This is a genomic window from Rhizobacter sp. P2_G4 (genome assembly GCF_056403575.1).
In genome coordinates this window covers 922,356-947,996 of the sequence record NZ_JBFUFG010000002.1, presented here as the reverse complement: position 1 = coordinate 947,996, position 25,641 = coordinate 922,356, and the positions used below count along the sequence as shown (strand labels likewise).

Here is a 25,641-nt window from a genome sequence, read left to right as displayed (position 1 = left end):
GACAACGAGATGACGCTGCTGTCGAGCAGTATTCCGCCAGGGGTATTCCTATGGAGGGTTGGACAACTCCAATCGTCCAGCACGTGCACGGACCACCAGGCCGTGCAAGTGGGCCACGGAATACGCAAAGCTCGTGGTGTCGCCGAGGTGGAAGGTGCCGCTCACGCGCAGCAGACCCAGCGAGGCAGGGCCGACCAGGACGACCGGCGTTCGGTCATAACGGTTCATCTCTGCGACGGCATCGCTCAGCACCACGTCGTCGAAGACGGCCTCATTGCGCTTCCAGGCCGTCACGCCCTCGAGCCGCGGGCGGTCCACCCGTTGCACCGCGCGCGCATCGGGCCCGGGCGCCAGACGGACGCGGTCTCCCGGCTGCATCTCCACCGGCGCCGCGGGTGCCAGCCCGCCTGCCTTGCCGGGCTCCGCCTGCACGGTTACCTGGCCCTCGATCAGCGTCACGTCCAGTGCCCTGCCCGCCTCCGCGCGGTCCGGCATCCAGCGCACCGAGAAGACGGTGCCGTGGGCCACGACTTCACTGCCCGCCACCCGCACGACGAACGGCCGCGACGGATCCTTGGCCACTTCGAACAGGGCCTCGCCCTCGTCGACATCCACGGTCCGCCGGCGCGAGTCCATGTCCACCCGGACCCGGGAGCGCGTGTTGAGCGACAGGCGGCTGCCGTCGTCCAGCACCATGACGCGCTGCTCACCCACCCCAGTCGTGTAGACCCCCATGTCGCGCCAGAGCACCAGCGCGACCGCGCCCAGCGACACACACGCGGCCACACCCAACGGCAGCACCCAGCGAGAGAGGCGGCGATGTACCCCACCCTGCTCCCGCTGCTCTCGTTGCGCGCGCTGAGCACCGGTCGCTGCATACGCCTGGCCCAACGTCACGCCTGCCACGTCCTCCCAGGTGTCCGTGCAACGCTCGAACGCCAGGCGATGTGCGGCGGAGCGAGCCTGCCACTCGCGGCACTCGCGCTCCATCTGCGGCGACCGGTCGGGGCCGTGCAGCCGCGCGATCCAGACCGCCGCTTCTGCAGCAATGTCACGCGTCACGCGCGGCGAACCCTCGTCACCGCCACCTGCTAGGCCGCCCTGACGCGGGTTCATGGGTACCACCCTTCCATCCCGCTCGTGATCACCAGCATCGCCTTGGCAATGTGCTTCTCCACCGCACTGACGCTCACGCCGTGCCGAGCCGCGATGTCCTGGTAGCGCAGGCCTTCGTGCCGATGCGCCAGCAGAATCTCCCGCGTCCTCTGGGGAAGTTCATCGAGGCACACGGTCAGTCGCGCCGCGCGCTCGCGCGCCAGCAGCACGTCTTCGACGCCGGGCGAGGCATCGATCAGGACATCGTCTTCGAGCACCACTGCTTCACCGTGGTGCATGCGGGCACGATGGGCGTCGGTCGACAGGTTCAGTGCCGCGCGCATCAGGAACGCTTCGGGCTCGATGACCGTCTCCCGAAGCTCGTAGCTCGCAAGCCGCAGCCAGGCCTCCTGCACCAGATCCTCGGCATCGTGCTCCGTCCGGCCACGGCGCATGAGCGCAGCCCGGATGCGAGAGAAAACGATTTGCCAGTTCTTGACCATCGCAAAAACAAGGACCCAGAGGTGTTCGACATCGGCCGTGATCCTATGCCCGTCCGCGTGCCGTGAACAGCGCGCGCGGACCACGGCCCGCCATGCGCACATTCTGCGAGAAGAACCGCGAACGACACCGAACGAAAGCGACGTTGTTCAAAGTTTCTGGGCCGAACGCTCGCGCGCAGGCGCCTCCGGAAAATTGGTCCTCCGCTTCTCGCATCCCAGCGACCGCCACCACCCTGGAACCCAGGACCAACGGATCGCAGAACCCACACGCGGCGATCCACCGAACAGGACGCGCACCAGACCAGAAAAGACCGAACGCTTTCTCTCCTATCCGATCGGCGTGTTGAAACGCAAGGCGCAAGAACTGAGCATCTCGACCAAAGAAGACGATCTTGGACGCATGGACCCAACGGGAGCCGTCATGTCGAAACGAAGCCCATTCGCCAATCTGCGGTCGATACGACCAACCGCCCACCCGCGGGAGCGGCCGCATCGCGGCCAGATCCGCCTCGTCAAGGTCCGCTCGGGCGTCGCCGCAGGCCACACGACGCGGCACCCGACGGACGCCGAGTGGTGGACGCTCTTCAGGACCCGTGACCAGTTCGACGCCTGCACGGCGGACGATCCGATGAGGTTCCGGGATCCGCTGCTGTTCACGCAGATCAAGGCGCAGCTCGATGATCTCTTCGATCGATGAGGCCGTGTCGATCGGTCGAAGCGACGTCGGACCAGACGCGCTCTACCCGGCTCGTGCGCTCGAGCTCATCCTTCAGCTCCAGGGCGCCGAGGGGCCACCGCAACTTCTGGACGCGCTGGTGAGCGCCACGGAGGCGATCGGGGCTGCCGCAAGTCTCTACAGCGTTGCCATCCCGGAAACCGAAGCCGAACGCGAGCCCTTCAGCTTCAGCCTGTTCGCGTGCGATCCCGCGTTCGCCCATCGACAACAGCAGCGCGGTCCCCTCCCCGACCATCCCTGGTTCCGATTCGCCCGCACCCACAGCAGCCCGGGAACCGACCGCGCGGTCCATGTCGACGGACTGGCCGATCAAGAGGCCCTTGCGCTCGCGCAACAGCACGGCTTCGCCTCGTGCCTGATCGTGCCCACGCCGGCCGGCCCCGACCTGCACCGGGTCGAGATGCTGTGCCTGGGCAGTCGGCGCCACGCGGCGTTCGAAGGCGAGGATGCCCGCATCGTCCGGGCGCTGGCCCGATCGCTGGCGGCCGAGCTCCACGACTGGGTGACACGCCACCTGAGCGTGAGCCTCAAAGAGGCCGCGCGACTGCAACAAATCGACATCACGTTGCTGCACCTGGAGTGGCAAGGCCTGGGCACCAAGGCGATCTCTGCCCGCACCGGCCTAAGCCCCTCTGCCGTGGACACCCGGTTCCAGCGATTGAACTACCGGCTCGACTGCCCCAACCGAAAGGCATCCGCCCGCCGGGCCGCCGAGCACGGCCTGCTGGAATCGCGCGGCTGAAGCGAAGGCCCCCTCGAAGCAAAGGCGCAGAAGGCAAACAGATCGGGCTACCAGCCTTCCATCCAGGTGGTGAGCTGCAGCGTCGCCTTGGCCACGTGCTTCTCCACCGTGCTGATGGCCAACTGGTGACGCTCCGCGATCTCCCGGTAGCTCAAGCCATCGACACGATGGGCGAGAAAGATTTCGCGCGTCTGGTCGCTCAAGCGCCCCAGGCCGACGCCAAGCCGAGCCATTCTTTCCCGGGCGAGCAGCACGGCCTCGGCATCGGGGCTCGTGTCGACCAACACCACCTCGTCGGGAACCACCTCTTCACCGTGGTTCGACTGCACTCGGTGCTTGTCGATCGAGAGGTTGAGCGCCGTGCGCATCAGAAACGCCTCCGGCCGGTCCACCGGCTGCGAGCGTTCGTAGCACGCAAGCCGCACCCAAGCCTCCTGTACCAGATCATCTGCATCGTGTGTGGAGCGGCCGCGTCGCATCAGAGCAGCCCTGACGCGGAGAAACGCGGTTTGCCAGTTGGTGGCCATGCGCTGTGATCAGCTCAGGCTTATGCGACTCGGTGTTGCAGCCGATCGACGCTGGGTGTGATGCTGAGAACGAGAGTCCACTGGTGCTTTGACGTCGGTGCGAAACGCAACGATCCTTCGTTCGGCGCGCCTCAATTCGCCAATGACGAACGAGCAGGCTTCCTCCAAGTTGCTGAAGGCACCGTGCCGGGCTATCGCCTTAGATGCGAGAGACTGCAGTCGCTGTGCGGCGCTCTCGCTCGACGGAACGATTCGTTGGCGCAGCGACTCCCTCAATGGAGTGTGGCAACGCGGATCGGCAGCACGCCATCGCAGGGAAGCGTTAGCACGTAAGCAGGCCGAAGGCTGAGCCGTTCCGAGAGATTCCGCCCTTGAGTCCTCCCGCAGCAAGGCCGCAGCGCCCATTGGGGGCTCAACACCGACGACAGACTCGATCCGTTCCACGCCTCGCAGCTGGAGGTCGGCAAACACGTCCGTCCACCACGTTGCGGTTGGCTCTCTCACGGGCCAAGCGCCTAGCACTTCGTACTCGGCACCGGAGGGAAAACCGAATGCCCATAGGACTGTGCCGAATGAGGCGACGTCTTTCGCCGTCTGGACGGAAAGGTTTTCGAAGCGCACTAGGCAATACCGCCGGCACAGCGGAACGGATTGCCATGCAGCATCGCTTTCAAAGAGGCCTTCGTCCATGACTTGCTCCAGACCAGACGTTCGTCGACCCAAGTACCCATCGACCGATGAGTCGATTCTTAAACAGGGAAAGCGATTTTCGCATAGTACAAGTTCGCTTGGAAGCTCGGCAACCAACACACGTTGCCGATGTCCAAGCCACTCCATTCCGCCGCCTACTCGCTCTTCATTGAAGAGTTGCGAGCGGCTCGCGACCGAGTCGGCCTGAGCCAGAGTGAACTGGCAGCGCGGATCGGAGAGGATCAGACGTTCGTCAGTAAATGCGAGCGCGGAGTGCGTCGCCTCGACGTTGTGGAATTGAAGCGTTGGACCGACGCGCTTGGCGTGGGTCTGATCGATTTTGTTAAGTTGCTCGATCGCCGTTTGGATAGGAACCAAGCTCTTAATCCACTACGGCGGCCGAAGAGCTGAGCCACTGAGGGCTCATAACTCGCAGCTGACGTGGATTGCGGCACACTGCCTGACAACGGAGGCCGAACAGTTGGCATCCAGCCTGTCATCAATGGAACTACTATTCATCGACAGTCTTGGGGAAGTCGATGGTTCCGTTAGGTCCAAGAGAGTACGCCGCAATCGGCAAGATCGCGGTGCATAGCGCAATTCTCGATGATGAGGTAGTCGACTACTTAGGCCATCTTGCGCCAGTCGCGAAGGTCCCTCACAACCTTGGTCCTAAGCTCGCCGTCCTTCGCGAGTACCTCAAAGACAGAACGGAAGCGGCTCAACCAGTGGGGTGGGCGGACCTCGAAGCAATAGTCGACAAGACTATCGAGCTGGTTCGCCAGCGGAACACTTTCGTGCATGGGCTCTGGGAGGCAGACCCTGCGGATCCAAAGGACCGCACGAGGTCAATTGGCAAGAACATGAACTCCAAGACCAGGGTCGTGGAAGTGGTGAGCGCGAAGGACGCCGACGCAATTGGGCAAGGCCTGCGCAACGCTCGGATGCTGCTCTTGCATCGCCTGCACGATCATTGCCCGGCAGCAGCAATGTCCTTCGGCCGGCCAGCGTCTGACCCAGCGAAGCTCAAGTTTGAACTCGGGCTCTAAGCCTCCCCACTCAAGATGCTCGTCAGCTGGTACGCGCTCGGCCCGTTCGGAAGGCTATGCGACTACATGGCTCGGTCTCCGTGGGCTTACGTCCCAGCCCTCGCTCGAGTGCCGTAGTTGCCTTGTCTTCTCGATGACGTTTCCGATGGGCGGCGAAACGCCCAGGCGAGCGACGAGTGACATCGCGTCGGCTGGCACCAGAGTTTTGGAGACTGCACGACCGCAGTCACCAAGTGAAGACGCATTTTTGCGATTCGTCACTGCGATCCACCAACGGAGCGGCCCCAGCCCAAGGTCTGTCGATGCGCATCGTTCGGCGAGCGTGCTGTCTTGCGCTACCCAGTCGGATAGAAATCCGGCTGTTCTGTTACGAAAACGGCACCGAGTTAGACTGAAATCGTGGTGATCACCCAACCAGCATTTTCGACAAATAAGTAACGCTTTGTATCTGTCTTTCCGCATCGCACAAAAATGGCCTGTTCATGTATCCAGGCTTCTTGAGCGGTTTCCCACAAGCTTATCCACAATTTCTGTTGATAACTTTGTGGGCAACTATTGCACAACCTGTGCACAAGAAAACGGTGATGAGCCTTTTTAAGAGGAAGGTGCCTGAGGTGACGGGAAAACACCGGCGTGTGCACAAGATATCCAACGGCGGCCCCTTGCGGCGCAAGAGCGGATCGGCATAATCTGTGGAATGGTTGGCACTCGCTAATGGAGTCTGCCAACGATCTGATGTTAGGCGAGAGGAAGAAAGCCCTGTGGCGGGGCCCCCAACCTCTCTGGTGCAACTGGCCCGTGGAAGGCAGTTCAGCTAGTGAACTTGGACTAGCAGATAGCTGAGGAAAGCAACAGACGACTGATACCCAACCCATCTACCTCCGACAAGCCGTCGCGCAGCCCATCGGAAAAGTAGTTTCACGCAAGTTGACGGTAGCGTCAATTAGGCTCGGGGAAGACCCGTGGGCGTGCGCCGCTTTTATAGGAAATCCCAAATCATGGGTAAAAGACTGACTCCGGGCACTCCTGCCCCAATCTCTGGCCAGTACAAGAATCCAGTCACCGGAAACGAAGTCACTGGTGTGCGGGGTCACCCGCTGCCTCCAACTCCAAAACCCAACCAAGGCTATGTGCTGGTCGATGCGACCAAACACAAGTCTGGCCGTTGAGGAGCGCGAACATGGTGTACTACGTGTATCGCGATGCAGCCAACCAATGGCGTTGGTATTTGGAAGCGAGCAACAACAAGAAGATCGCCAATTCTGGCGAGGGCTACTACAACCAGCAAGATTGCATCCACGCAATCAACCTGGTTGCGTCGTCCGGTGGATCATCGATCCGCTACATCTAACCTGTCGCTGATTTGATCAGCTGAGCGACGTGCATTGCCTTCGGGCGGTGCCGTCGCTTTTTCGTTGCGCCTTCTTGCGGCCGATTCAACGCTCATCTCGCAAACTCGCTTATAGAACAGACGAATTCTCACCCGGGAAAGCAGCTGAGTGAGCACCTGATCGTCTTCTGTCCCAGCCAGAACTGCATTGGATTGGAAATCACCATTGACGCGCCTACGCGGGCTGGCAAGGCGGTGTGTTGGAAATCAGTACTGACGCTGTCGGTGTGACGCCGCTGCTGAAGCGACGTCGCAGAGCCACTCGACTGCGGACAAGATCGAGGGTGCTTCGAACATTCTTACACCGGAAGCTTCTGCGACACGCTTCACTCGTTCGTGCGTCCGCGTTGCCCACTCGTAGGGCTCGGAAGACTGTGATGCGCTCATCGCATCCATGTTGATCAAGAGAGCGGGTTGAACGCCTGCCGCAGACATCTCACGTCGAGCCAAGTCGAGTTCAAATATTTTGCTTTGAACTTCCTGTTTGGTTCGGTCTGCTTGCCGTTTCGYCGCGGCAAGGCTGGTCATTTGCACCAGAAGTGGCCCCGCCGCGAAATCTATCGTGATGTCCTCAACGCCGGCCAAGGTTAGCGGCACGTCAAAGCTATTCTCGAATCTGCTGTCGTTGCTCGACAGCGTCGTCTTGATTGCTCTCAAGAACTCTGCCGTTCGAATGGTGTGTCTCAGGGCCTCCGAGCGTGTCGCCCCCGCTATTTGCTCAGCACTTCCAAAGGCGGAGACGCTTCGAACTGCTGCGTCCAGAAGCTGCGCTACAGAGTTTGCTCGTGCCACCATAACGGGGCCGACCGTGAAGCTTTGAAAGAGAGGTCGAAGCTCGACGATCGGAGAGCCATGTCGCTGCCGCTCCGTCATGAAGCCAGCGCAAGCCTCAAGTACTCCGGTAGCAGATGCCGCACGCTGCCTCCCTAACAGCTGGCGCAGTCGTTCCTGCGACAGCACGGGATACGTGGCGCGGTCAATGTGCAGCTGATTTGGTCCATGCGGCTCCACGCAGATAAGTGCAACGATCTTTTCCCCGGTTCCCGCAACTGGTTCCCACATGACTGGCGCATAGCGCGCGGTCAGGGTCGGGGGCTTGAACGACACTAACTCGGCTAGGAGTGGTCTTCCATCCGCCATAGCGACCTTCCTTCCCTCATACCCAAACGATCTCGCAACATAAGCGCGAGGGCTGGCAGCCGAGCATCGATAGACCTCAGAACGATCTCGGTGTCGACGAATATTGGGTCCAGCTCCGCGTCACCGGTCACCCATCCCCGAACAAAGTTCATCGCGGCCTGCAGCTTTGAACGGTCCCGCAGGAACTTGTCAGGCTGACCCTGTATTCCATGGTCCTCCGGCCGGCGCTTTTTCATCTGATCAGCGAGTTGATTGACCGACGCCCTGTGCTCTGCAACCTGCATACGAACCATTCGTTGGGCGAATCTGCGCATTACGGATGCTAACGGTTGCAATGCCAAGTCATGGTCGATCAGCCAGTGTCGCGACCCGTCGTAGACAAGGTTTCCGGGATGTCGGTCCGGATTGGCAATGAGTTCATCCCAGGCCGCACCTCTGCTTCCCACCTTCGTGTTGCAGACAATGCCCCAAGTGTGCTCCGCTGCGGCGGTGTCGCCGGGATTCAGCCGCTCAAAGGTATCGTCTGGCCACTGCAGTCGGCTGCCGAAGCAGACGACGCGCTTTCTGGCCTCAGCCATCCGACGCCCTGCTGCTGGCAGGCCGGGCAACTGGTCCGGGTCGGCAAGGACCAGCATTCCTGGCGGAACTGGCAACTTCAAGATTGACGACGTAATAGCACAGGCCAGCTCAATTGAAAGCTTCGGGCCAGTGGGAATCCACTTGAGGACGACCGGAACTGACAGCTCGGTGCTGCCGCTGGTTTGGACCAAGCCCCGCCAAGCCTTGTTGGTCTGTCCGACCGTGATAGGCACCGCGCCGGAGTTGAGATCCATGACCGGCGGCTGCCGCCAAAATTCAGGTTCATTCGGATTGAGCATAGTGCTGCCGAGACCATATTTGGACGATACGGATCATAAAGCTGCGGCAGCAGAGACTTGCGGCGCATGCGAATTGCCAGCTTGATCGCAGACTTTCAAGATCGATCTATGCCTGCCCGGGCTGCTGTGCTGAAACTCGGCCGATTCTGGAGTTCGAATCTTTGACAAGGACTAGCCATCGTCCCTCAGCTCTCGTCGTCCGGTGCGGTCTGCACCTCTCTCTGATATGCAACGACCTCCGCTGGACGGACGCTACCCAGGATCTCGCGAAGCTCCAGCGCGAACTTGTCACGCTCGCTCTTACGCACGGTAATCCCGGTGTTTAGATTTAGAAGCATCCGCTCGAACGCGTCCGGCCCGAGGACCTTTCCTCGCATGCTGTACCAAGTTCCTGCAGGCCTTTCGTACTTCTGCCGCATCAAGAAAGCGAGGTGATCTCGCCGGTAGCTGATCTCTGTCGTATGAGCCTCGACTAACGCAGTCAACGCGGAGATTCGAACGGCTTGAACTTGTGCCGTGCTCGACTTGGCCAGTTCAGACTTCGTCTCCGCCAACTCCTGCTTCTGCAGTCGAACCGCCTTGGTCAACCAGTAAAACGCCGCGAAAGAGATGATCGGGTTGAGCACTCCACCAAAGAAGTCACCCATGGAGCCGCCGCTCGTAGGCGCTTCTCCGACCACTTTGCTCTTCCAGAGACAGAACCAAACGACGTAAGCGACGATCGACGCGCCCAAGCAAACATACACGCCGATACGAGCCTTCTCAATGCTGCGATCCAAGGCTCTTAGTTCGGGGTCGAGGTTCAGTGCGGTCATGTGCCCTCCGTGTGACATGCAAGCCATGATAGGTGTGCCTTTTTTGCTGCCTTTCCTTCTGAAATATTCGGAGTTGCATGGCGCTTCAAACCCGGCCGTTAGATTGCGCTACGAGTGAGGCCTCTACCAGCTTCGCCTTTGCCCGCTCCGACCACGTCAATCTTTCGCTTACGCAAGCATTGCGGACGAAGATCTCCTGGCGGGAGTCGCAACGCCCTGTTGCCGAATCGTTATGTCGGTGCTAGTCTCCGTCCCCGAATACTCACCATCGCGCTACGGCCAGCGGCCCGCACGAGAAATCTATGAAGCAGTTCCTTACCTCGCAAGACGCGTTGATGACCCGCACAGCGGCGGCGTCGCTGCGCGCCTATCGCGCCGAATTGTCTTCATAGAGCCTTTCATGTCCGGGGGCTTCGCCTCCTGAGTTTGCAAAGACCCGGTAGGCCCCAAGCCACCGGGTTTTTTGTTTTCTGCTTGCCGCGTTGGAGATCTGCACATGAGCCACGAACGAGAACGTCTTTGCACCGCACGCGCTGCCAGCGCAGTGCGGTGCATCAACTCGGTGGAGTGGTTCGTGTAGACCCTCTGGGCACCTGTGCGCCTGGAGGTCCATCCTTCAGGCAAGAAAGCCTGTCGGGTGGTCCACACCTCGCAGGTTTTTTTTCGCCCGCATGGCGGGCACCCCAAGTCTGGCGCGCGCGCCGACAACCCCGCCGACCGCTTCGCCTGGCCAGCGAAACGAATCGGCTTTTTACGCAAACTGGAGAAACCCATGACCAACAAGATTCATGTGAACGTCGGAACCATCGGCCACGTCGATCACGGCAAGACGACGCTGACGGCCGCCCTCACCTTCGTGCAGGCCGCGCGCATTGGCGGCCGTGCCCTGTCCTATGGACAGATCGATAACGCGAAGGAAGAGCGCGAGCGCGGCATCACGATCAACACCTCGCACGTCGAGTACGAGTCGGACAGTCGTCACTACGCGCACATCGACTGCCCTGGGCATGCCGACTACATCAAGAACATGATCACCGGCGCGTCGCAGATGGACGGCGCGATCCTGCTGGTGGACGGCACCGAAGGCGCGGCACGGCAGACCATTGAGCACGTGCTGCTGGCGCGCCAGGTGAACGTGGGCCACATGGTGGTGTTCGTGAACAAGATGGACCTCGTTGCCGAGGGTGACCGTGCGGAGATCGAGCAGCTGATCGAAATGGAGATCGGCACGCTGCTGGCTTTGCACGGCTACCACGACGCCTGCTTCGTTTTCGGCAGCGCGCTGAAGGCCCTGGCCGCCGCCGAACGCGGTGACCTGGGCGGTGCGGACGTGCAATGCATCGTCGAGCTCGTGAACGCGTTGGACTCGCGCATCCCTGACCCGGTGCGCGACTACGACGCCCCGTTCATGATGCCGGTCGAAGGCGTGCACACCATCGCAGGCCGCGGCACCGTGGTCAGCGGCCGTGTCGAGCGTGGCGTGATCCGCGTGGGCGACAGCCTGGAGATCGTCGGGCTCAGCTCGGCCGACGACGAGCAGGTGGTTGTGACCGGCGTGCAGTCCTTCCACAAGGACGTCGCCGAGGCTCGGGCTGGCATGAACGTCGGCCTGCTGCTGCGTGGGGTCAAGCGCGACGATGTCGTGCGAGGCCAGGTGGTCGTGAAGCCCGGTGCGCTGAAGCCGTACCGGACGGGGCGTGCACAGATCTTCGTCCTCAGCAAGGACGAAGGTGGTCGCCACACCCCGTTCGGCTCCGGCTACCAGCCGCAGTTCTTCTTCGGCCCGACCGATGTGACCGGTGTCGTTCGCGTCGACACCGAAACCGGTGTGGTCGAGCCAGGCGCGCAGGCGCAGATCAGCTTCGAGCTGAACAAGCCTGTGGCCATCGAGAACGGCATGCGGTTCGCGATGCGCGAAGGCGGAAAGACCGTCGGCGCCGGCATCGTGACCGAGGTGCTTGGCTGAAAGGCTGAAGCGGCACTTGCCCCTGTCGTCTGCTTGTCAGGCGACGGGGGCTCTTTTTTCCAGATGTACGAAGTGGTCGCGACCCGTCCGACGAGAGGTGTAATGGAGCGAAGGGGCTTGATTCCATGGAAACCCCTAACAACCTGTCGGAAGGCACCGCGCGCGCTCTTGGGCGGCTTGGACCACCTCGCGTGCCCCGAAGCATGAGCCAACGCGTTGATGGTGCGCAGCCGGTCGTCAGCGTGGTAGGCCCGACTGAAGCAGCATGGGGCGTTGATACCGCGTCCCAGCCAACTGTGTCGTCCAATGCGGAAGAGACCATTTCGCAGGCGAGAAAGAGGTTGGCACCAAGACCGAGTTGTCCATCTTCGCAACAATCGGTCCGGCTGCCTCGCTCGCCTTTCTGACCTCGGGATCGAGCGATATTCAGTAAGTCCACCTCGACCGCGGAGCGCTCCCCGCCGTCAGATGAGCGTCGGGAGCAACGCGTCCAGTTGCGTGAACTGCTCGGGCAGACCCTCCGTGCTTCCGATGTTGCGGTCGAGCGCTTCCTTTGTCGGGTAGAGCTCGGAGAACGTCAGGTGCGTCTTGCCGTCCTTCTCCTCGAACGTGACGGTGGTCACGGCGCCGTCGTCGCTTTCCTCGTTCGTCCAAGATAGGCGAGACGGCGGCGTTACTTCGATGTACTTGCCGAAGAAAGCCATCGTCTTCGAGTCGCCGAGGTCGAACACCAAGCGGTAGCCGCCGCCCACGCGTACGTCCTGTTCCAGGGACAACAGCACCAAGCCGATCCACTGCGGCACCCACCACTGCTTGAACAGCTCAGGCCGCGTCCAAGCCTCGAACACCAGGCGTGCGGGCGCGTCGAAGATGCGCCTGACGACCACTTCACGGTCGGACTTGCGCTCCACGGAGGTGGGATGCTTCGCGCCCGCGCGCTCACTTCTTTCGACCATCGTCTCTCTCCTTGCGTTTCAGTTCCTCGACGACCTGGTCCAGCGCATCGAAGCGCGCCGTCCACATGCGTCGGTAGCGTTCCAGCCAGGCCCACTCCTCGTCCAACGCGCCCTCCCCGAGCCGGCAGGTTCGCACGCGCCCTACCTTCTCAGTGGTGACCAGCCCCGCCTGCTCCAGCACGCCGACGTGCTTCTTCATGCCCGTCAGTGTCATTTGGAAGCGCTGGGCGAGCTCGGTGATCGAGGAGTCTTGTCGCAAGAGCTGCTCGATCACGCCGCGCCGAGTCGGGTCAGACAGCGCGGCGAAGGAGGCGTCGAGATGGGATAAACACTGAACCATTTAGTTCAGTATATGGTCGATCATCGCTGGAGGCAAGTGCGCGTGAACTCGTCAGGGTTCGTAGACCAACAGTGGCAACTCGTCCGGATCCACGAAGCATCTGAAGCGCCGCTTGGTCTATGGCTCAACCGCCTTCCGAACCGCTCGGTCGCGAACGACGCAAGGACCCTGGCCTCAATACTTGCTGAGCGCGCACGCTGACCTGGCGCGCAAAGTAGCAAGGCAAGGCGTTGACTCGCCCGGATCTGCATTCGCGTCTCGCGGCAGGCGTGCTTCGCTCGATGGGCAATAACGTTTCCTCACGCAAATCACCGGTCGCGCCCTCCTCCTACACAGGACGGGCGCGAGAACCTGCAATTGGATTTCCCGCCCCTCGTGATGATTGGTGATCTACGTCGACACGGCCCACGCCCGAGGACCATCAATGGCAGCGCATCAATCTCCGCCCAAGACGACTCGACCAGCGCGCAAGCCTTGACCGCGGCCAACGTTCACGAAGATCGCGGAAACAGCATTTCAATCCCCACCCGCAGGAGCTTCCATGAATGAAGAGCTTGAACCCCTGGGCTTGCCGACTTCCTCGCAGGCCGGGAAGACATTCACATTGAGCGAGTTCATATCCGAACATCCGCTCGTTGCCGTCGCGGTGTCGGCCGCCGTGGGTGCTGGCGTTATGGCATTGATCGCGGGAGCCACTCGGCAACGCGAGAAACCGACGTCCTGGCACGGCATCGGCAGCCACGCGTCTGACAAGTACGCGGCCATACAGGCGCAGCTGAGCGAATTGCATGCAAGGCTCGCGGATTCAATCCCATCGAAAGATGCTGTGACTCGGGCCGCGGGCGATCTGGGCGCCCAGGCATCTAAGCTCATGAATGGGGCAGTCAACGGCGCAAAACACTCCGTTCAGGGCGTGTCCGCCGCTGGCGTGAACGTGACCCAGACTGCGTTGGCCCACCCACTGATTACCTCTCTGGTACTCGGAGCACTTGGGACCGTGGTCGCTGCGCTTTCATCTTCGTCGACAGACGATCCTAAAACGTCTTCTGTTGCCCATACCAACGGTTCTGGGCAGGCTGATCAGGGACCGGTTTGACTGTGGCTGAGCTCGACCATTCTTCGTCGATGAGGCGTCGAGCGACGCCTGACATTCCAGAGGCAGGCTGGCGAGCGTGAGTTCAGGTAGAAGCCCCGAGGAGCGGCAACCGCTGTACAAAACGGGACCGCCGCGAATCGGAAACGCCTATTCAGTTCAACTCGGTGTAGACGCTCGGCGCTCGCTTTAGTCCATTCCTAGCTGTCGCCGACACGAGCCACGATCTTCCCGTCTGTGACGACCACCCGGTTGATGCCCATCATCACCATTGTCGACAGCAACTGCTGGCGATCGATGGCCAGGCGTCGCCTGGCTGCCGCCACGAGATCTCGCGTATCGACACTCGGGCTGGACATCAACAGCGCCGAAGCAAGGCCCTTGGCTCCCGCGTCAGGGGCGACGCACCAGCGAAGCCGGCCGCGCGGATCGAGCTCGAGTTGTGCGGCAAACCGTTGCGTGAGCCAATCCCTGGCCTGAGCATCGCTGATGCTGTTTTCCTTGAAGCGGTCGACGGTTTTAGCCACCTGCTCGATCAACTTGCCATAGGCCTTCATCTGCTCGATCGACGCATTGAGGATGGAGTTGAAAGTACCTTGGATCAAGCCTGCGACGAACTCGGGGAAGTCGACTTGCTGAAGAAGCGCCGCAGCAGCTGCAGATGCGTCGAGCACGCGCGGATCGCCCAGCACCGCCAGATGCGCCGCGGCCGGGCCGCGCGCTCGTGCGCCCTTCGTTGGCGCACGCGCGGTGGTCACGCGTGATTTCTTCGACAGCAGGCCATGGGGGTCTGCCATGTAGGACGCCACACGCACTGTGTCGTGGCCGATGTCGCGCCGCTTGTCGGGAGGAAGAGCACGGTACGCCGGCGAGGACTCCAGCAGCATGCGTACGGTGCTCCGCGCGACTGAAACTGAGGCCATGGAAGGTTCCTGAGCTGAATCGAAAGCCCATGGTGATCCGCCCGGCATCCGGACGCCATCCCACGATCTGCGTCGTGCAGGTGCGAGCCGTCGATCTGCCTGGCAATTGGTGCTGTATGGATATACAGTATAGAGCCCGCCCCACTTCAAGAGTCCTGCGATGAACGCCCCCCTGCTGCCTGAGGTTCTCCTCGGGGTTGATGTCTTCCAGGAGCCTCAGCTGCCGCTGGCCACTGAAGGGGTGCAGCGTTACGTGTGGGAGAGCCGGTTTGGCGCCATGCTGATTGAGGTCAGGCAAGGCAATGCTTACGTGAACGGCCAACGGGTCGACCCTCTGGAGTTCACCGTGCCGCCGCTGGAGTAACCGTATGGACGATCCATCCGAGGTTCATGCAGCCCGCCTCGGGAGAGACCGCGCTGCTTCTGCCCAGCCTCCTCGCACCAGTGTCGCCGTCAGCTTCGGGTCTCCCGCGAGCGAGTCCGGAATCACGCGGCTGGACCTGAACGACATCTTCATCAGGAACCAGCAGGCCACTTTCATGATGCGTATCACCGGCCATGCGATGCGCGAAGCTGGCATCGACGAAGGCGATATCGTCCTGGTCGACCGCGCGATCGCACCAGCGTCTGGCCATGTCGTGATCGCCGTCGTGGATCACGAGTTCCTCTGCCGTCGCTTGGTCCGGCAGGGCACCGCGTTCAGGCTGTGTGCCACCGATCCGGCCGTGGCCGATGTCCACCCTCGCGAAGACCAGGAGTTCGAACTCTGGGGCGTCGTCACGACCGTGATGAAGTCGCTGCCTGCCTGAGGTCCGCCGTGTTTGCACTCGTCGACGTCAACAACATGTACGTCAGCTGCGAGCGCGTGTTCCAGCCTTCGCTCATCGGCCGGCCTGTCGTCGTGCTGTCGAGCAATGATGGCGCCTGCATCGCACGCAGCAACGAAGCCAAGGACCTGGGCGTCAAGATGGCGCAGCCCTGGTTCGAGGTGCGCCATCTCGAGCGCTCTGCCGGCCTCATCGCGCTGTCCGCCAACTTCGAGCTCTACGGCGACATGTCCAGCCGGATGATGACCCTTGCGGCCCAGTACGCGCCTCGCCAGGAGATCTACAGCATTGACGAGTGCTTCCTCGACTTCGAGGGTGTGCGGGGAGACTTGGTCGCCATCGGGCGCGATCTGCGCCGCACCGTGCTGCAGTGGACCGGCCTGCCGACGAGCGTGGGGATCGGACCGACAAAGACGCTGGCCAAGCTGGCCAATTACGTGGCCAAGACTGCAGACCGCAAGCCGGGCAGCTACCCGTCCTCGCTCGCCCAGGTCTGCCACTTCGGGCAGATGAGCCGAGCCGAACTCGACGACATCATGCGCAGGACCGAGGTCGGCAGCGTCTGGGGCGTCGGGCCCAAGACCACCGCCCGGCTGACAGAGGGTGGCATCCGCACCGTCCTTGACCTGGTCCATGCGGACGTGAGCTCGCTGCGCCGGCAGTTCAGCGTGGTGTTGGAGAAGACCGTGCTCGAACTGCGCGGCACCTCTTGCCTCGACGTCGACGATGCGCCAGCGCCCAACCAGCAGATCATGTGCTCGCGCTCGTTCGGTGAACCGGCAACCGAGCTGGCCGCGCTCGCCGAGATCGTCAGCGGGTTCGCGTCGCGCGTAGCCGAGAAGCTGCGTGCGCAGCAGAGCGTGGCGGGCGCCGTGCGCGTGTTCATCACGACGAGCCCATTCCGCAGGAAAGATGCCCAACACAGCCCGAGCATCACCCTGCCCGTTCGGCCAACATCGGACACGCGGGTCCTCATCGCGGCCGCTGTGCGCGGGCTGGAAGGCATGTACCGCCCAGGCTTCAACTACGTCAAGGCGGGTGTGATGCTGGCGGACCTGAACTCGCAGGCGCAGTCGCAGGGAGAGCTCGACCTGTTCACGACAGCGAGCGAGCCGTCGGTCGACGACACCAGAGAGGCGACGGAGCGCCTGATGACGGCGGTGGATGCGTTGAACCAGCGCTTCGGGTTGGGTGCCGTGGCGGTGGCGAGCACGGTTCAGCAGGGACACGCGGCACGCCATGCCTCCAAGCAGGAGAGACGATCGCCACGGTACACGACCCGGCTGGCGGAGATGGCCGTCGCGAGGGCATGACGTACTGCGAGAGGCTGCAGTAGGAAGCTGCCGATACGGTAGCTGGCGCCATTTGGCGCTGAGCACGCGCACAGCGCGCCCAGCGCCCCTGCCGACCGCTACTTCGCCAGAGCCGCGACCTCCGCGGCGCTCCGCGCGCCCACGTCGACCCGGAAGTCCTGGATGCGGCCATCGAACGGCCCATGCCCGCTGTCGCGACCCAGGAAGGCGATCTGATCGCCCACCTGCCGTGGCGACAGCAGGATGCCGTCGGACCGCGCCACCTCCGCGCCGTCGACATAAAGCCGCCCGGTGCTGCCCTGCAGCGTGACCGCCAGATGGACCCAGCGCCGGATCGGCATGACCCACGGCACGGCCAGGTTCTGCTCGTCGTTGAACCCCCCGCCGCTGATGCCGAAATACAGCCCCCCGCGGCCCTTGGGCACGAGGCGCATGTAGGAATAACCGTCGTGCCCGGCGAAGAACAGGGAAGTGTCCGTGCGCAGCGAATTGGCATAGGCCCACACGGACAGGGTGAAGTCGTCCAGGTTGCTGAAGATGCCGGGCGGCAATTGCAGGCCCGACGACTTGCCGTCGAAGGCGACGGACTTGTCGTTGTTCCGCCCCGGGGCCCAGGTGGCGGCGTCCAGCAGCTTGCCTTCGATGGTCGTCCAGTCGCCCGCCGGGCTCTGCAGCGCGCCGATGGCGGCCGTGCCGTTGGCGCCGTTCAACGGCATCGAGAAGCGGGCCTCTCCAGGAACGGCCACCCGCGCCGTGTTCGAGTGCGCACTGGCGCCGCTGCTGCCCAGGGCCATGATCTGGTAGAACCAGATGCCGTTGGGTGGCGCGTCGGTGTGGGTGAGCAGCTCACTCGCTTTCAGCGTGGTCAGTGTGGTGAAAGGGCCGTTCGCCGTCGCGCCACGTTTGACGACGTAAGACTCCGCCCCGACGCTGCCCCACCACGACAGCAAGGCGCGGCCGTCACGCAGATAGGCCGTGAGGCCGGCCGGGGCTTTCATCGGCCCGGCATAGGCAGGCCTGCGGTGCGTGAGCGTTGCGTACGCCACGTCGTCGCTGCTGCCCCCGTTGTTCGGCTCGCACCACTCCACCATGCGCGCGACGTTCGGCGCGGCCAGCCCCATGCGGTTGACGTAGTGGTTGTAGATCGGCTCCCAGGCATTGCGGCGGTGCTGGAACGACTGATTCACCTGCGTCCACCTGGAGGGGTGGGGTTCGGGCGGGTTCTGCTCGGCCGCATAGGGCATGGGGTAGACGTTGCCGTTCTCGTCCAGCAGGTTGGAGCGCGCCACGTACTCGGCCCCCGCCAGGAAGCGGTTGTTGTACATGCCGTAGAGGTCGTCGCCCTGGTTCCAGGCCATCTCCAGCAGGTCGCCACCGAGTGACATGCCGAGCGTTGAATGTCCCTGGTCGCGGCCGCTCTCCTCCCATTGGCCGAAATGACCCGGGTGCATGTAGTAGACGCTGTGCACGATGGAGCCGTTGCCGAACGTCGCCACCTTGCCGCGGTTGTTGCCCGCGTAGTAGTCGCAGGCCTGCCTGTACAGCTCGGGCCGGTCGCAGAACACGCCGATGGCCATGGCGCCGCACAACGAGGCCAGGTCCCAGTTGGCATGCGAGCCAAGGGAGACCTTGCTGAGAAACCCCGAACAGATGGTCCCAAACACATCCAGCATCATCTGCTGGAAGCGCTTCACGCTCTCCGGCGCCCAGCCGGGGTAGGTGCGCAGGATCTCGCCGATCTGCGCAAACTGGTGGCCTTGTATGCCGGCCAACAGGATGTAGGTGTGGTCGTCGTGGGCGGTCGATCCGGGGGGTACGGTGCCGACCTCCTTCAGCGTGTTCGCCCAGGCGTCCAGGAACTCCACCGCCTTGTCGGCGTAGCGCGTGTCCTGGGACAGCTTCCAGCGCAGCGTCAGGAACCAGGCCCGATCAAGGTCGACGTACAGCGCGTTCTTGCTGTTGTCGGCCCGGTAGACGGCCGGCAGCGGGTAAGGCTTGGTGTTCAGGGTTGAGAAGCGGTCGGCGCAAAGCTGGTCCCACCACCGTGTCCACGGCTGCTCGCCCGCGGCGATGTGGGCGCGGATGCGCGCAAAGTCGGGCTCCGTGACGAGCAGGCCGGGATGCTGGAAGACGCCCGTGACTGAGGCGGGCTGGGCACCCGGCGCACCCGCTTGCGCGCCCCGCTCGGGGTCAGTCGCAGACGCCTGCTGCCCTACCTCGCCGCCACAGGCCTGCAACAGAGGCATCAACGGAAACAGGCTCAATCCCAAGGACAAGGCACGCCGGGCGGGGCTGGCCGGTTCGTCGGCAGCCAGGATGGGGTCGGGTGTAGTCGGCATGTCGGTCGGTGGCATCGTTGCGATGCGGCACCATAAGCGCCACCCGGTCTGTAGCCACAATGCGGTCAGACCAATTCAGCCAGCCTGTGCAGGATTGCACGGACCGAACGAACCGTTACTACGGCAGTCGCATGGCAGCTCTTTCGCCGCCCCCTCAGCCGCAGACGCCCTGAGCGCGTCGGCCAGACTGACTCAAGGCATGCCGACCCCGCCTGACCGCCATGCAGGGCGGATCAAGGTGTTGTAGCCGCCGATCACGTCCTGTGCGGTGGTGGCCATCGAGCCCGAGCGGTCGGTGATAACGAGGATTTCGGTTTTCATGGCGAGCTTCCTTCGATCGGGAATTGCTTGGGGTCAATTCGTCATTGCCATGACATAGACCTTGCCGCGGGCCCGTGCGATCCCGACCCAACCGGTCTGCGGCGACAGGTCCGATGCGTCGTAGAACTCGAGCGTCTCAAAATCCGGGGGGCTGATCCAGTGGGGCAGCGCTTTCGGAGCACGGTACACCGGTCGGCCCGCGAGCCTCGCCGCCTTCGGCGCCCACGCCGGCAACTCGGCTTCGGGCACGGAGAGCACGGTGTAAGTGACGACGTCCGAGGGGCCCAGGCTGCCGTCGCCAATCCGCTCCTGTACCTGCTCGGCCCCGTCGACGCCCGCCGACAAGCCCAGCCTTGACGCGACCTGGCGTGCGGCGGCCCCGACTCGGGACGCGGACGAGGCGTGAGCCGGTGCGGGCAGCGCGGACTCCGCTGCCACGGGCCGGTCGCTCCCCTCGCACCCGAGCAACAGGGCGACGGGCCACAGCAGTGCTGCGCGCATCACGGTCTTGCGCCCGCCGATGGAGTGCCCCCGGCAGCGCTTCGGGTCGTCGAACTTGGGTTGACCGGGAGCGGGCCCGCCTGATCCGCCGTCTTTTGCAGTTCAACACCGTCGACGACCATCTTCCACTGCACGCCGTCTCGATGGGGCGGGGTGGAGACGACGAAGGTGCTGGACAGGGGGCCGATGCCGACTTTGAAGTCGTTGCCGTGGAAACCCTTCAGCGGACCGTTCATCGAACTGGAGGCGCCCCCTTTGACCTGGTGGTACCGGACCGAACCGTCCTGAGTGATCAACAAGTACATCGAAGGGGCCTGCCACTCCCCCACAAAGGCCGACTTCTCGGGCGGAACGGGTAGGGCGTCGCCGCTCAGGGTCACGCCCGCCAGCAAGGTCATCGCCGTCGCGAAGAACCCGCTGCCGATCGCGGTCAGCAGTTGGTGGCCGCTGAGGCCGGGCAACAAGACGCTGTAGCGCGGATCGGCAGGGTCGACGGCCACGCGGACCGTCGCGCCCTTCGGGAACTGCCCGACGATGCGCTCCGGGCCTCCGCCCGACACGCCCCACATCCATCCCACGACGAGGCGATCGCTCTCGTGGGGACCGTCCGGGGTTTGGTACCGGTACCGGATCTTCGGTCGCAAGCCTTTGCTGGTGCCGACGACTCGGGCGTCGACGACGGTGGCGTCGACCGTGGGCCAGGACCGGCTCTGCCTGGCCCGCATGATCAGACGCGTGGGCAGGAGGAGCGCGAGACCCGGGACGGCCACGATGCTCAAGGCTTGAAGGGTCGCGTTCATGGGCTCCTTTCGTTAGGTGGGGAAACTGGGTGCCGCCACTTCGGGCAACGGCGGAACCGGGGGGACGGCCGCGCTGCTGGCCTGCCGACTGCCCGCGCGGGTCCTTCTTTACTGAACGCTGCCCGCGGCGCAAACCAGACATCGCCAACAGATAACTTTTGGCTCTGCGTGRCCGCTGACCCTGATGCAAGAGACCTCCATGGCGCGCGCAGATTCGGCGCGGCCTGCCCCAAGTGGCAGTTCATTCTGTGCACGCGCGCTCTCGGCGATTTCGGCTCAGCCCCATTGGTCTAGATTCATTGCTGCACAAGCGACACGGTGGCTGCGCCGCGCCTGATTTACTGCCTCTCCGTAGCAGGGGTCTTTCGAGATGCGTCACCCTGTACGGATGGCCAACCCACTCAAGGTCGACATCCCCCACCAACTTGGCCGTGCGGAAGCGCGTCGCCGCATCGAGAGCGGCTTCGAGAACCTCGTCCGCCAGCTTCCTGGCGGTACGGGCACCTGCACGCAACGCTGGGAGGGCGACCGGCTGACGTTCAGCCTCGCTACGATGGGTCAGACCGTTCCCGGCCGAATCAGTGTGCTGGAGACGTCGGTGGCCATCGAGGTCGAACTTCCTGGGCTGCTGGGTCAAATCGCAAGCGCCTTCAAGGGCCGGCTGCAAAAAGCCGGGCAACTGTTGTTGACCAAGGACTGACACCCAGCGCTACCGAACGATGGCCGGCGATGTTCGGCCTCCTGCCGCTTGATTCCCGTTCATGTGTGGTGCGCCTCTCTGTTCTGTACTTTATTGATCGCATTGCGCAGTGGTAGCCGAGTGTCTGCTGTGTGGCGTCGAGCCGAGGGACTTTTAACGGGCCATCAGCGGACAGCGGCAAAGGTCCGCTTCGAGGAGCCACGACAAACCAGGTCGGCAGAGTGCGCTGCTGGCCTTCCAGAGATGTTCAGGTGAACAGTTCTCCGCTCAGCGCGACCTTCACCGTTCGCACCGTGAGGATCGCCAACGCCAGGCTCAATGCACTCAGTAGCGCGCCCGCAAGGAACAGAAGCGGCCCGCTGGCAAGAAAGTCGGCGTATCTCAGCGCAGCGTTGACCAACGCTGCCATCGGAAAGCCGATCGCCCACCAGCCGGGAGAGAACCTCACGCTCGGGCGAAACACCTTCGGTGCGACCACGGCGAACATGAACAGGCCAAAGTAGAAGAGCAGCGCAGCGCAGCGGTCAACGCTGCCCACGATGTGGATGTACGCGAGAAAGCCCACGCCGAAGGGCGCGACCAGGATCATCAGCGACGGCGTCATCGCGAGCGGGAACGGCTCGCGGTGCACCAGCCGGGAGAAGATCATCGCGAAGAGCACGAAGGCCAGTACAAGGCCTATGGCCCCGCCGACCAGGCTAACTTCTGCCGCCCAGGCCATGGGCATGTGTCCGCCGGTCGCAGGGATGTTGAGCGGCGCCACACCGGAAATGAGCCACGCAGGCACGGCATGCGACGCATCGACCTGGCCCTTCAGCAGGCGCGAGATCGCGAGGAAGCTCAGCACGACAGCCGCCAGCGCGCCCACTACCCACAGGGCGTGCGCCGCGGGCGCGCTGTAAGGCGCCACGATGGTCGACAGCAATAGAAGCGAGATCGCGATGGTGTTGAAGAAGCTGCTGGCCATGGGATGCAGAAACTCCGCCTGTACCGCGCGTGGGTGCTTCGTCAGCTTGGCCACGTAGCCCACTGACATCAGCACGAAGACGAACAGCGCGAGCGCGCCGATGGCCTCGCCGACAAAGGCTGGAGCCGCCAAGCTGCGGTGTGCAAGCCGCCAGCAGAGCGCGAGCCCGCAAAGGCCCATGACCGCTGCGAAGAGGCTGACCGGCAGGTTGCGTATGGATGCCTTTCCCTTCGCGAGGAACTCCGGCGCCGAAGGGTTGATGGGCAGCGTATGCATGACATGTTCCCTTTGGCTGAATTTGCATGTATGGTTATTTTCTGCCAGCATCAGATTTTTACGCGCTGCACGGTACGACGTTTTCTGCCAATCACCGGGTTTCAACGGCCATGCGCATCGCGATACTCGCCTTCCCTCGCTTCCAGTTGCTGGACGTCGCAGGGCCGGCAGACGTTTTCACGGAGGCCGCGCGTCAGCTCGGCCAACCCGATGCCTATCAAGTGCAGGTGATCAGCGCCGAAGGAGGCATGCTCCAGAGCAGCAGCGGGCTGCGTCTGGCTGTCGACGCGACGGTGGCGGCGCACCGGGGAGCCATCGACACCTTGCTCGTCGCGGGCAGCCCCCGCATCGAGGACATGGCTAGCGACGTGAAGCTGCAGGAGTGGCTGCGGCGCAAGTCGGGCACCGTGAGGCGCTATGGCTCGGTGTGCACGGGGGCCTTCGTGCTGGCGGCGGCTGGGCTCCTCGACGAAAAGCGGGTGGCGACACACTGGAACTCCGCCGGTCGGCTCGCATCGGCCTACCCGCATGCGCATGTGGAAGCGGACGCGATCTACGTCAAGGACGGCAAGCTCTTCACTTCCGCGGGGGTGACCGCCGGCATGGACCTCGCGCTGGCGATGGTGGAAGAGGATCATGGTCGCGAACTCGCATTGCGGGTGGCACGCGAGCTAGTGATGTTTCTCAAGCGCCCTGGCGGCCAGAGCCAGTTCAGCGCCCACCTGGCTGCACAGACGTCCGCGCGCACCGACGTGCGCGAGGTTCAAGACCATGTGCTCGACCATCTGAAAAGCGACCTGTCCGTGGCCGCCCTGGCCGGGCGAGCCGGCATGAGCGAGAGAACCTTCGCGCGAGTCTTCCGCAGCGAGACGGGAACCACGCCTGCGGCATTCGTCGAGAAGGCGAGGATCGATGCAGCCCGCCGCCTCGCCGAGGAGTCAGACCTCCCCGCCAAGCGATTGGCGAATGCGGTGGGCTTCGCAAACGTGGACGGATTTCGGCGAGCGTTTAACCGTTGCTTGGGTGTGAGTCTCGTCGAGTATCGAAGACGCTTCGCAAGATGACGGGTCGCGCCATTTCCAGGGAGCGCGTCGTGGCCACGGGTGCTCCCCGTCGACCAGTCCGCTTTGCGGCAGCCAGCTGCACGATATGAGTGTCGGCAACGGGTCGGAATCGGGTGTTCGTCCCACCCGGAAGGAGTCAGTGAGACTGTCGCGCGCTCTTCGAGGTACCAGCGACCGGTCTTAGAGTGCTGCGGTCATCGGGCCGGCAGAGTGGCGTAGGACCGCTTTCCCGCCTGGCAGTCGTTCATCCCTTGTCCTCGACCGGCAGCACGCAGTCTCTTGCAGTCCTTCAGCCGCATAGACCTGCGCCTTTTCAACCTCTCCCGCCAGCCCCCTACCCGTCCGCCCCCAACCTCCTGCGCCCCCTCCACGCCAGCACCCCCGCCAGCACCGTCGCCGCAGACGTACACCCCAGCAAGATCCACCGCTCCAGGCTCCCGTCCCCGTCATCCGGCGATTCGTCGAGCAGCGTCTCGATCCACATCGGATCGATCAAGGTCAGCACGAACAGACCCGCGCTCACGATGGCGATCACGATCTGCGCTCGGTAGAGCAGCCTGCGTTGTTGTGCTTGCATCGTTGATGCCTCCTTGGGTTGCTTACGCCCGCTTCTTCACACCGACCGAATAGCGGCCCGTGCCGCCCGGCGTCTTGTGCCGCACCGTCATCCAGTACTCGCCTGGCTGCAGCTTGCGCACGATGCGCGCGTTGGCGCCTATGCCCCGGTCGTCGTCCCAGGCGAGCAGTGCCCCAGGGTCATTCGGCCCGTGCAGCGCGAGCACGGTGTCGGTGCCGCCTTCGGTCGTCATGATGTAGGTGGCCGCCGTCGTGATGGGCAGGTGATAGTTGTCCACCTCACCCGCCGCCGCGATGTCCGCGCTCACCTGCGAGCCCACCGTGATCTCGGTCATCGCCAGCGCGGCCTTCGGGTACTGCCGCTTCATGAACGTGACATCGGCTGCCGAGAACTCCGTGTTCCAGCCGATCGAGAAGGATCCGATGGTCAGTTCGTCCGGCACCGCGTACTCCATGATCGAGGTCGGGTCGAAGGTGGTGTGGTTGGTGGTGTCCTCGTCGTAGACCGCGAAGATGTTCGAGTCCACGTCGTCGTGGTCCCAGCCCTGTTGCGCGTAGTAGGCGTAGACCTTGGGCTTGTCCCAGGGGATCTTGCCGAGCGCGTCGGGGTTCTGGTGCTCGTGGATCATGCCAAGCGCATGGCCGAACTCGTGGCGCACCACACGCTGGTACTCGCGCAGCGGCGTGTCGGCTTCGAGCCAGCCGTAGTTCATCGTCGCCTTCGCCGAGCCGACGGTCAGCGCGTCGGTGCCCACCGTGGACCACGAGAAGCCCTCTTCCGCAAAGCTGATGCGGATCTGCGCGTTGCCCGAGGTCACGAACTCGAGCCTGAGGTTCGCGATCTGTTCCCACTCCTTGGCGATCGTGGCCACCTTGGCCTGCACCGCGGCGTTGCCGTCGAGGAACTTCACGTTGAGCGTGCGGCCGTTCTCCCACAGCTTCATGCGCTCCACCGCGGCACGAGCGCGGCCGTGGCCACGTATCGGCAGCACGCGCAGGTTGTCGATGCGTTCGGCAGAGGCCGCTTCGTCGCCGTCCGCGTGCGCCTCGCTGGTCAGGCCCGGAACAAAGGGCGAACAGATCTTGCAGATGTGACGCATGGCGTCCTCCTTTC

Annotated in this window: 28 protein-coding genes; 12 read left to right on the top strand and 16 right to left on the bottom strand. The window is 63.3% G+C overall.

The features are described 5' to 3' along the window. Positions 1–48: 48 nt before the first annotated feature. Together AC1DYS_RS10815 and AC1DYS_RS10810 are read right to left on the bottom strand one after the other, a co-directional pair. On the bottom strand, positions 49–1,116 hold the full coding sequence (locus AC1DYS_RS10815) for a FecR family protein (protein WP_477898816.1): 1,068 nt from the start codon (positions 1,114–1,116) through the stop codon (positions 49–51). Next, positions 1,113–1,682 carry an RNA polymerase sigma factor gene (locus tag AC1DYS_RS10810; protein ID WP_477898815.1) on the bottom strand — a complete coding sequence of 190 codons (570 nt, stop codon included), beginning with the start codon at positions 1,680–1,682 and terminating at the stop codon, positions 1,113–1,115. The genes AC1DYS_RS10815 and AC1DYS_RS10810 overlap by 4 nt, the downstream gene beginning before the upstream one ends. Positions 1,683–1,791: 109 nt before the next feature. Between AC1DYS_RS10810 and AC1DYS_RS10805 the strand changes: the two genes are divergently transcribed. Beyond that, positions 1,792–2,295 carry a hypothetical protein gene (locus AC1DYS_RS10805; protein WP_477898814.1) on the top strand — a complete coding sequence of 168 codons (504 nt, stop codon included), beginning with the start codon at positions 1,792–1,794 and terminating at the stop codon, positions 2,293–2,295. Beyond that, positions 2,276–3,076 (top strand): hypothetical protein, encoded by an 801-nt coding sequence (locus tag AC1DYS_RS10800; RefSeq protein WP_477898813.1) that lies wholly within the window; start codon positions 2,276–2,278, stop codon positions 3,074–3,076. Before AC1DYS_RS10805 ends, AC1DYS_RS10800 begins: the two co-directional genes overlap by 20 nt. Before the next feature lie 47 nt (positions 3,077–3,123). Here the strand turns inward: AC1DYS_RS10800 and AC1DYS_RS10795 are convergent, their stop codons facing one another. Next, positions 3,124–3,603: an RNA polymerase sigma factor gene (locus tag AC1DYS_RS10795; protein ID WP_477898811.1), complete on the bottom strand. Its 480-nt coding sequence runs from the start codon at positions 3,601–3,603 to the stop codon at positions 3,124–3,126. Between the two features lie 819 nt (positions 3,604–4,422). On the opposite strand from AC1DYS_RS10795, the gene AC1DYS_RS10790 reads away from it, so the two are divergent. The 3 genes from AC1DYS_RS10790 (at position 4,423) to AC1DYS_RS10780 (ending at position 6,693) form a co-directional block, all read left to right on the top strand. Beyond that, entirely contained in the window at positions 4,423–4,704 is a 282-nt protein-coding gene (locus AC1DYS_RS10790; protein ID WP_477898809.1) for a helix-turn-helix domain-containing protein, read from the top strand. A gap of 452 nt (positions 4,705–5,156) precedes the next feature. Then, positions 5,157–5,342: a hypothetical protein gene (locus tag AC1DYS_RS10785; RefSeq protein WP_477898807.1), complete on the top strand. Its 186-nt coding sequence runs from the start codon at positions 5,157–5,159 to the stop codon at positions 5,340–5,342. A 1,180-nt stretch (positions 5,343–6,522) separates the two neighbouring features. Beyond that, positions 6,523–6,693, top strand: a complete 171-nt coding sequence (locus AC1DYS_RS10780) for a YegP family protein (RefSeq protein ID WP_477898805.1) — start codon at positions 6,523–6,525, stop codon at positions 6,691–6,693. Between the two features lie 246 nt (positions 6,694–6,939). Here the strand turns inward: AC1DYS_RS10780 and AC1DYS_RS10775 are convergent, their stop codons facing one another. From AC1DYS_RS10775 to AC1DYS_RS10765, 3 genes are all read right to left on the bottom strand, one after another. Beyond that, complete coding sequence (locus AC1DYS_RS10775; RefSeq protein ID WP_477898803.1) at positions 6,940–7,839, bottom strand: hypothetical protein; 900 nt, start codon at positions 7,837–7,839, stop codon at positions 6,940–6,942. A gap of 8 nt (positions 7,840–7,847) precedes the next feature. Further along, positions 7,848–8,705, bottom strand: coding sequence for a hypothetical protein (locus tag AC1DYS_RS10770; RefSeq protein WP_477898801.1), 858 nt, complete (start codon positions 8,703–8,705; stop codon positions 7,848–7,850). Between the two features lie 230 nt (positions 8,706–8,935). Continuing rightward, complete coding sequence (locus AC1DYS_RS10765; protein WP_477898799.1) at positions 8,936–9,565, bottom strand: hypothetical protein; 630 nt, start codon at positions 9,563–9,565, stop codon at positions 8,936–8,938. 772 nt (positions 9,566–10,337) lie between these two features. On the opposite strand from AC1DYS_RS10765, the gene tuf reads away from it, so the two are divergent. Beyond that, positions 10,338–11,531 carry an elongation factor Tu gene (tuf, locus tag AC1DYS_RS10760; RefSeq protein WP_477898797.1) on the top strand — a complete coding sequence of 398 codons (1,194 nt, stop codon included), beginning with the start codon at positions 10,338–10,340 and terminating at the stop codon, positions 11,529–11,531. A 464-nt stretch (positions 11,532–11,995) separates the two neighbouring features. On the opposite strand, the gene AC1DYS_RS10755 is transcribed toward tuf, so the two are convergent. Both AC1DYS_RS10755 and AC1DYS_RS10750 read right to left on the bottom strand, forming a co-directional pair. Further along, positions 11,996–12,487 carry an SRPBCC domain-containing protein gene (locus AC1DYS_RS10755; RefSeq protein WP_477898795.1) on the bottom strand — a complete coding sequence of 164 codons (492 nt, stop codon included), beginning with the start codon at positions 12,485–12,487 and terminating at the stop codon, positions 11,996–11,998. Continuing rightward, entirely contained in the window at positions 12,471–12,827 is a 357-nt protein-coding gene (locus AC1DYS_RS10750) for an ArsR/SmtB family transcription factor (protein WP_477898793.1), read from the bottom strand. The genes AC1DYS_RS10755 and AC1DYS_RS10750 overlap by 17 nt, the downstream gene beginning before the upstream one ends. A gap of 541 nt (positions 12,828–13,368) precedes the next feature. Between AC1DYS_RS10750 and AC1DYS_RS10745 the strand changes: the two genes are divergently transcribed. Then, a complete protein-coding gene (locus AC1DYS_RS10745) occupies positions 13,369–13,923 on the top strand; it encodes a hypothetical protein (protein WP_477898791.1) in 555 nt (184 codons plus the stop codon). 197 nt (positions 13,924–14,120) lie between these two features. Here AC1DYS_RS10745 and AC1DYS_RS10740 read toward each other — a convergent pair whose 3' ends face one another. After that, positions 14,121–14,678: a hypothetical protein gene (locus AC1DYS_RS10740; RefSeq protein WP_477898789.1), complete on the bottom strand. Its 558-nt coding sequence runs from the start codon at positions 14,676–14,678 to the stop codon at positions 14,121–14,123. Positions 14,679–15,003: 325 nt separating this feature from the next. Here AC1DYS_RS10740 and AC1DYS_RS10735 point away from each other — a divergent pair, with 325 nt between their 5' ends. The 3 genes from AC1DYS_RS10735 to AC1DYS_RS10725 are packed head-to-tail and all read left to right on the top strand — an operon-like array spanning position 15,004 to position 16,983. Continuing rightward, complete coding sequence (locus tag AC1DYS_RS10735) at positions 15,004–15,207, top strand: hypothetical protein (RefSeq protein ID WP_477898787.1); 204 nt, start codon at positions 15,004–15,006, stop codon at positions 15,205–15,207. A gap of 4 nt (positions 15,208–15,211) precedes the next feature. After that, on the top strand, positions 15,212–15,652 hold the full coding sequence (locus tag AC1DYS_RS10730; RefSeq protein ID WP_477898785.1) for a LexA family protein: 441 nt from the start codon (positions 15,212–15,214) through the stop codon (positions 15,650–15,652). 8 nt (positions 15,653–15,660) lie between these two features. Continuing rightward, positions 15,661–16,983 carry a Y-family DNA polymerase gene (locus AC1DYS_RS10725; RefSeq protein WP_477898783.1) on the top strand — a complete coding sequence of 441 codons (1,323 nt, stop codon included), beginning with the start codon at positions 15,661–15,663 and terminating at the stop codon, positions 16,981–16,983. Positions 16,984–17,081: 98 nt separating this feature from the next. Here the strand turns inward: AC1DYS_RS10725 and AC1DYS_RS10720 are convergent, their stop codons facing one another. The 4 genes from AC1DYS_RS10720 to AC1DYS_RS10705 form a co-directional block, all read right to left on the bottom strand. Further along, the gene (locus AC1DYS_RS10720; protein ID WP_477898781.1) at positions 17,082–19,322 is read right to left on the bottom strand and encodes a LamG-like jellyroll fold domain-containing protein; all 2,241 of its coding nucleotides are present in this window, start codon (positions 19,320–19,322) and stop codon (positions 17,082–17,084) included. Between the two features lie 192 nt (positions 19,323–19,514). Beyond that, positions 19,515–19,643 carry a hypothetical protein gene (locus AC1DYS_RS10715; protein ID WP_477898779.1) on the bottom strand — a complete coding sequence of 43 codons (129 nt, stop codon included), beginning with the start codon at positions 19,641–19,643 and terminating at the stop codon, positions 19,515–19,517. 33 nt (positions 19,644–19,676) lie between these two features. Beyond that, a complete protein-coding gene (locus AC1DYS_RS10710; protein ID WP_477898777.1) occupies positions 19,677–20,144 on the bottom strand; it encodes a hypothetical protein in 468 nt (155 codons plus the stop codon). Next, entirely contained in the window at positions 20,144–20,944 is an 801-nt protein-coding gene (locus tag AC1DYS_RS10705; protein WP_477898775.1) for a DUF3592 domain-containing protein, read from the bottom strand. The genes AC1DYS_RS10710 and AC1DYS_RS10705 overlap by 1 nt, the downstream gene beginning before the upstream one ends. Before the next feature lie 388 nt (positions 20,945–21,332). Between AC1DYS_RS10705 and AC1DYS_RS10700 the strand changes: the two genes are divergently transcribed. Beyond that, a complete protein-coding gene (locus tag AC1DYS_RS10700) occupies positions 21,333–21,644 on the top strand; it encodes a polyhydroxyalkanoic acid system family protein (RefSeq protein WP_477898773.1) in 312 nt (103 codons plus the stop codon). 247 nt (positions 21,645–21,891) lie between these two features. On the opposite strand, the gene AC1DYS_RS10695 is transcribed toward AC1DYS_RS10700, so the two are convergent. Then, positions 21,892–22,887, bottom strand: coding sequence for an SLAC1 anion channel family protein (locus AC1DYS_RS10695; protein WP_477898771.1), 996 nt, complete (start codon positions 22,885–22,887; stop codon positions 21,892–21,894). A gap of 110 nt (positions 22,888–22,997) precedes the next feature. Between AC1DYS_RS10695 and AC1DYS_RS10690 the strand changes: the two genes are divergently transcribed. Then, positions 22,998–23,951: a GlxA family transcriptional regulator gene (locus AC1DYS_RS10690; RefSeq protein WP_477899614.1), complete on the top strand. Its 954-nt coding sequence runs from the start codon at positions 22,998–23,000 to the stop codon at positions 23,949–23,951. Positions 23,952–24,285: 334 nt separating this feature from the next. Here AC1DYS_RS10690 and AC1DYS_RS10685 read toward each other — a convergent pair whose 3' ends face one another. Then, a complete protein-coding gene (locus AC1DYS_RS10685; RefSeq protein ID WP_477898769.1) occupies positions 24,286–24,528 on the bottom strand; it encodes a hypothetical protein in 243 nt (80 codons plus the stop codon). A 22-nt stretch (positions 24,529–24,550) separates the two neighbouring features. Continuing rightward, the gene (locus tag AC1DYS_RS10680) at positions 24,551–25,627 is read right to left on the bottom strand and encodes a M12 family metallopeptidase (protein ID WP_477898767.1); all 1,077 of its coding nucleotides are present in this window, start codon (positions 25,625–25,627) and stop codon (positions 24,551–24,553) included. Positions 25,628–25,641 lie beyond the last annotated feature (14 nt).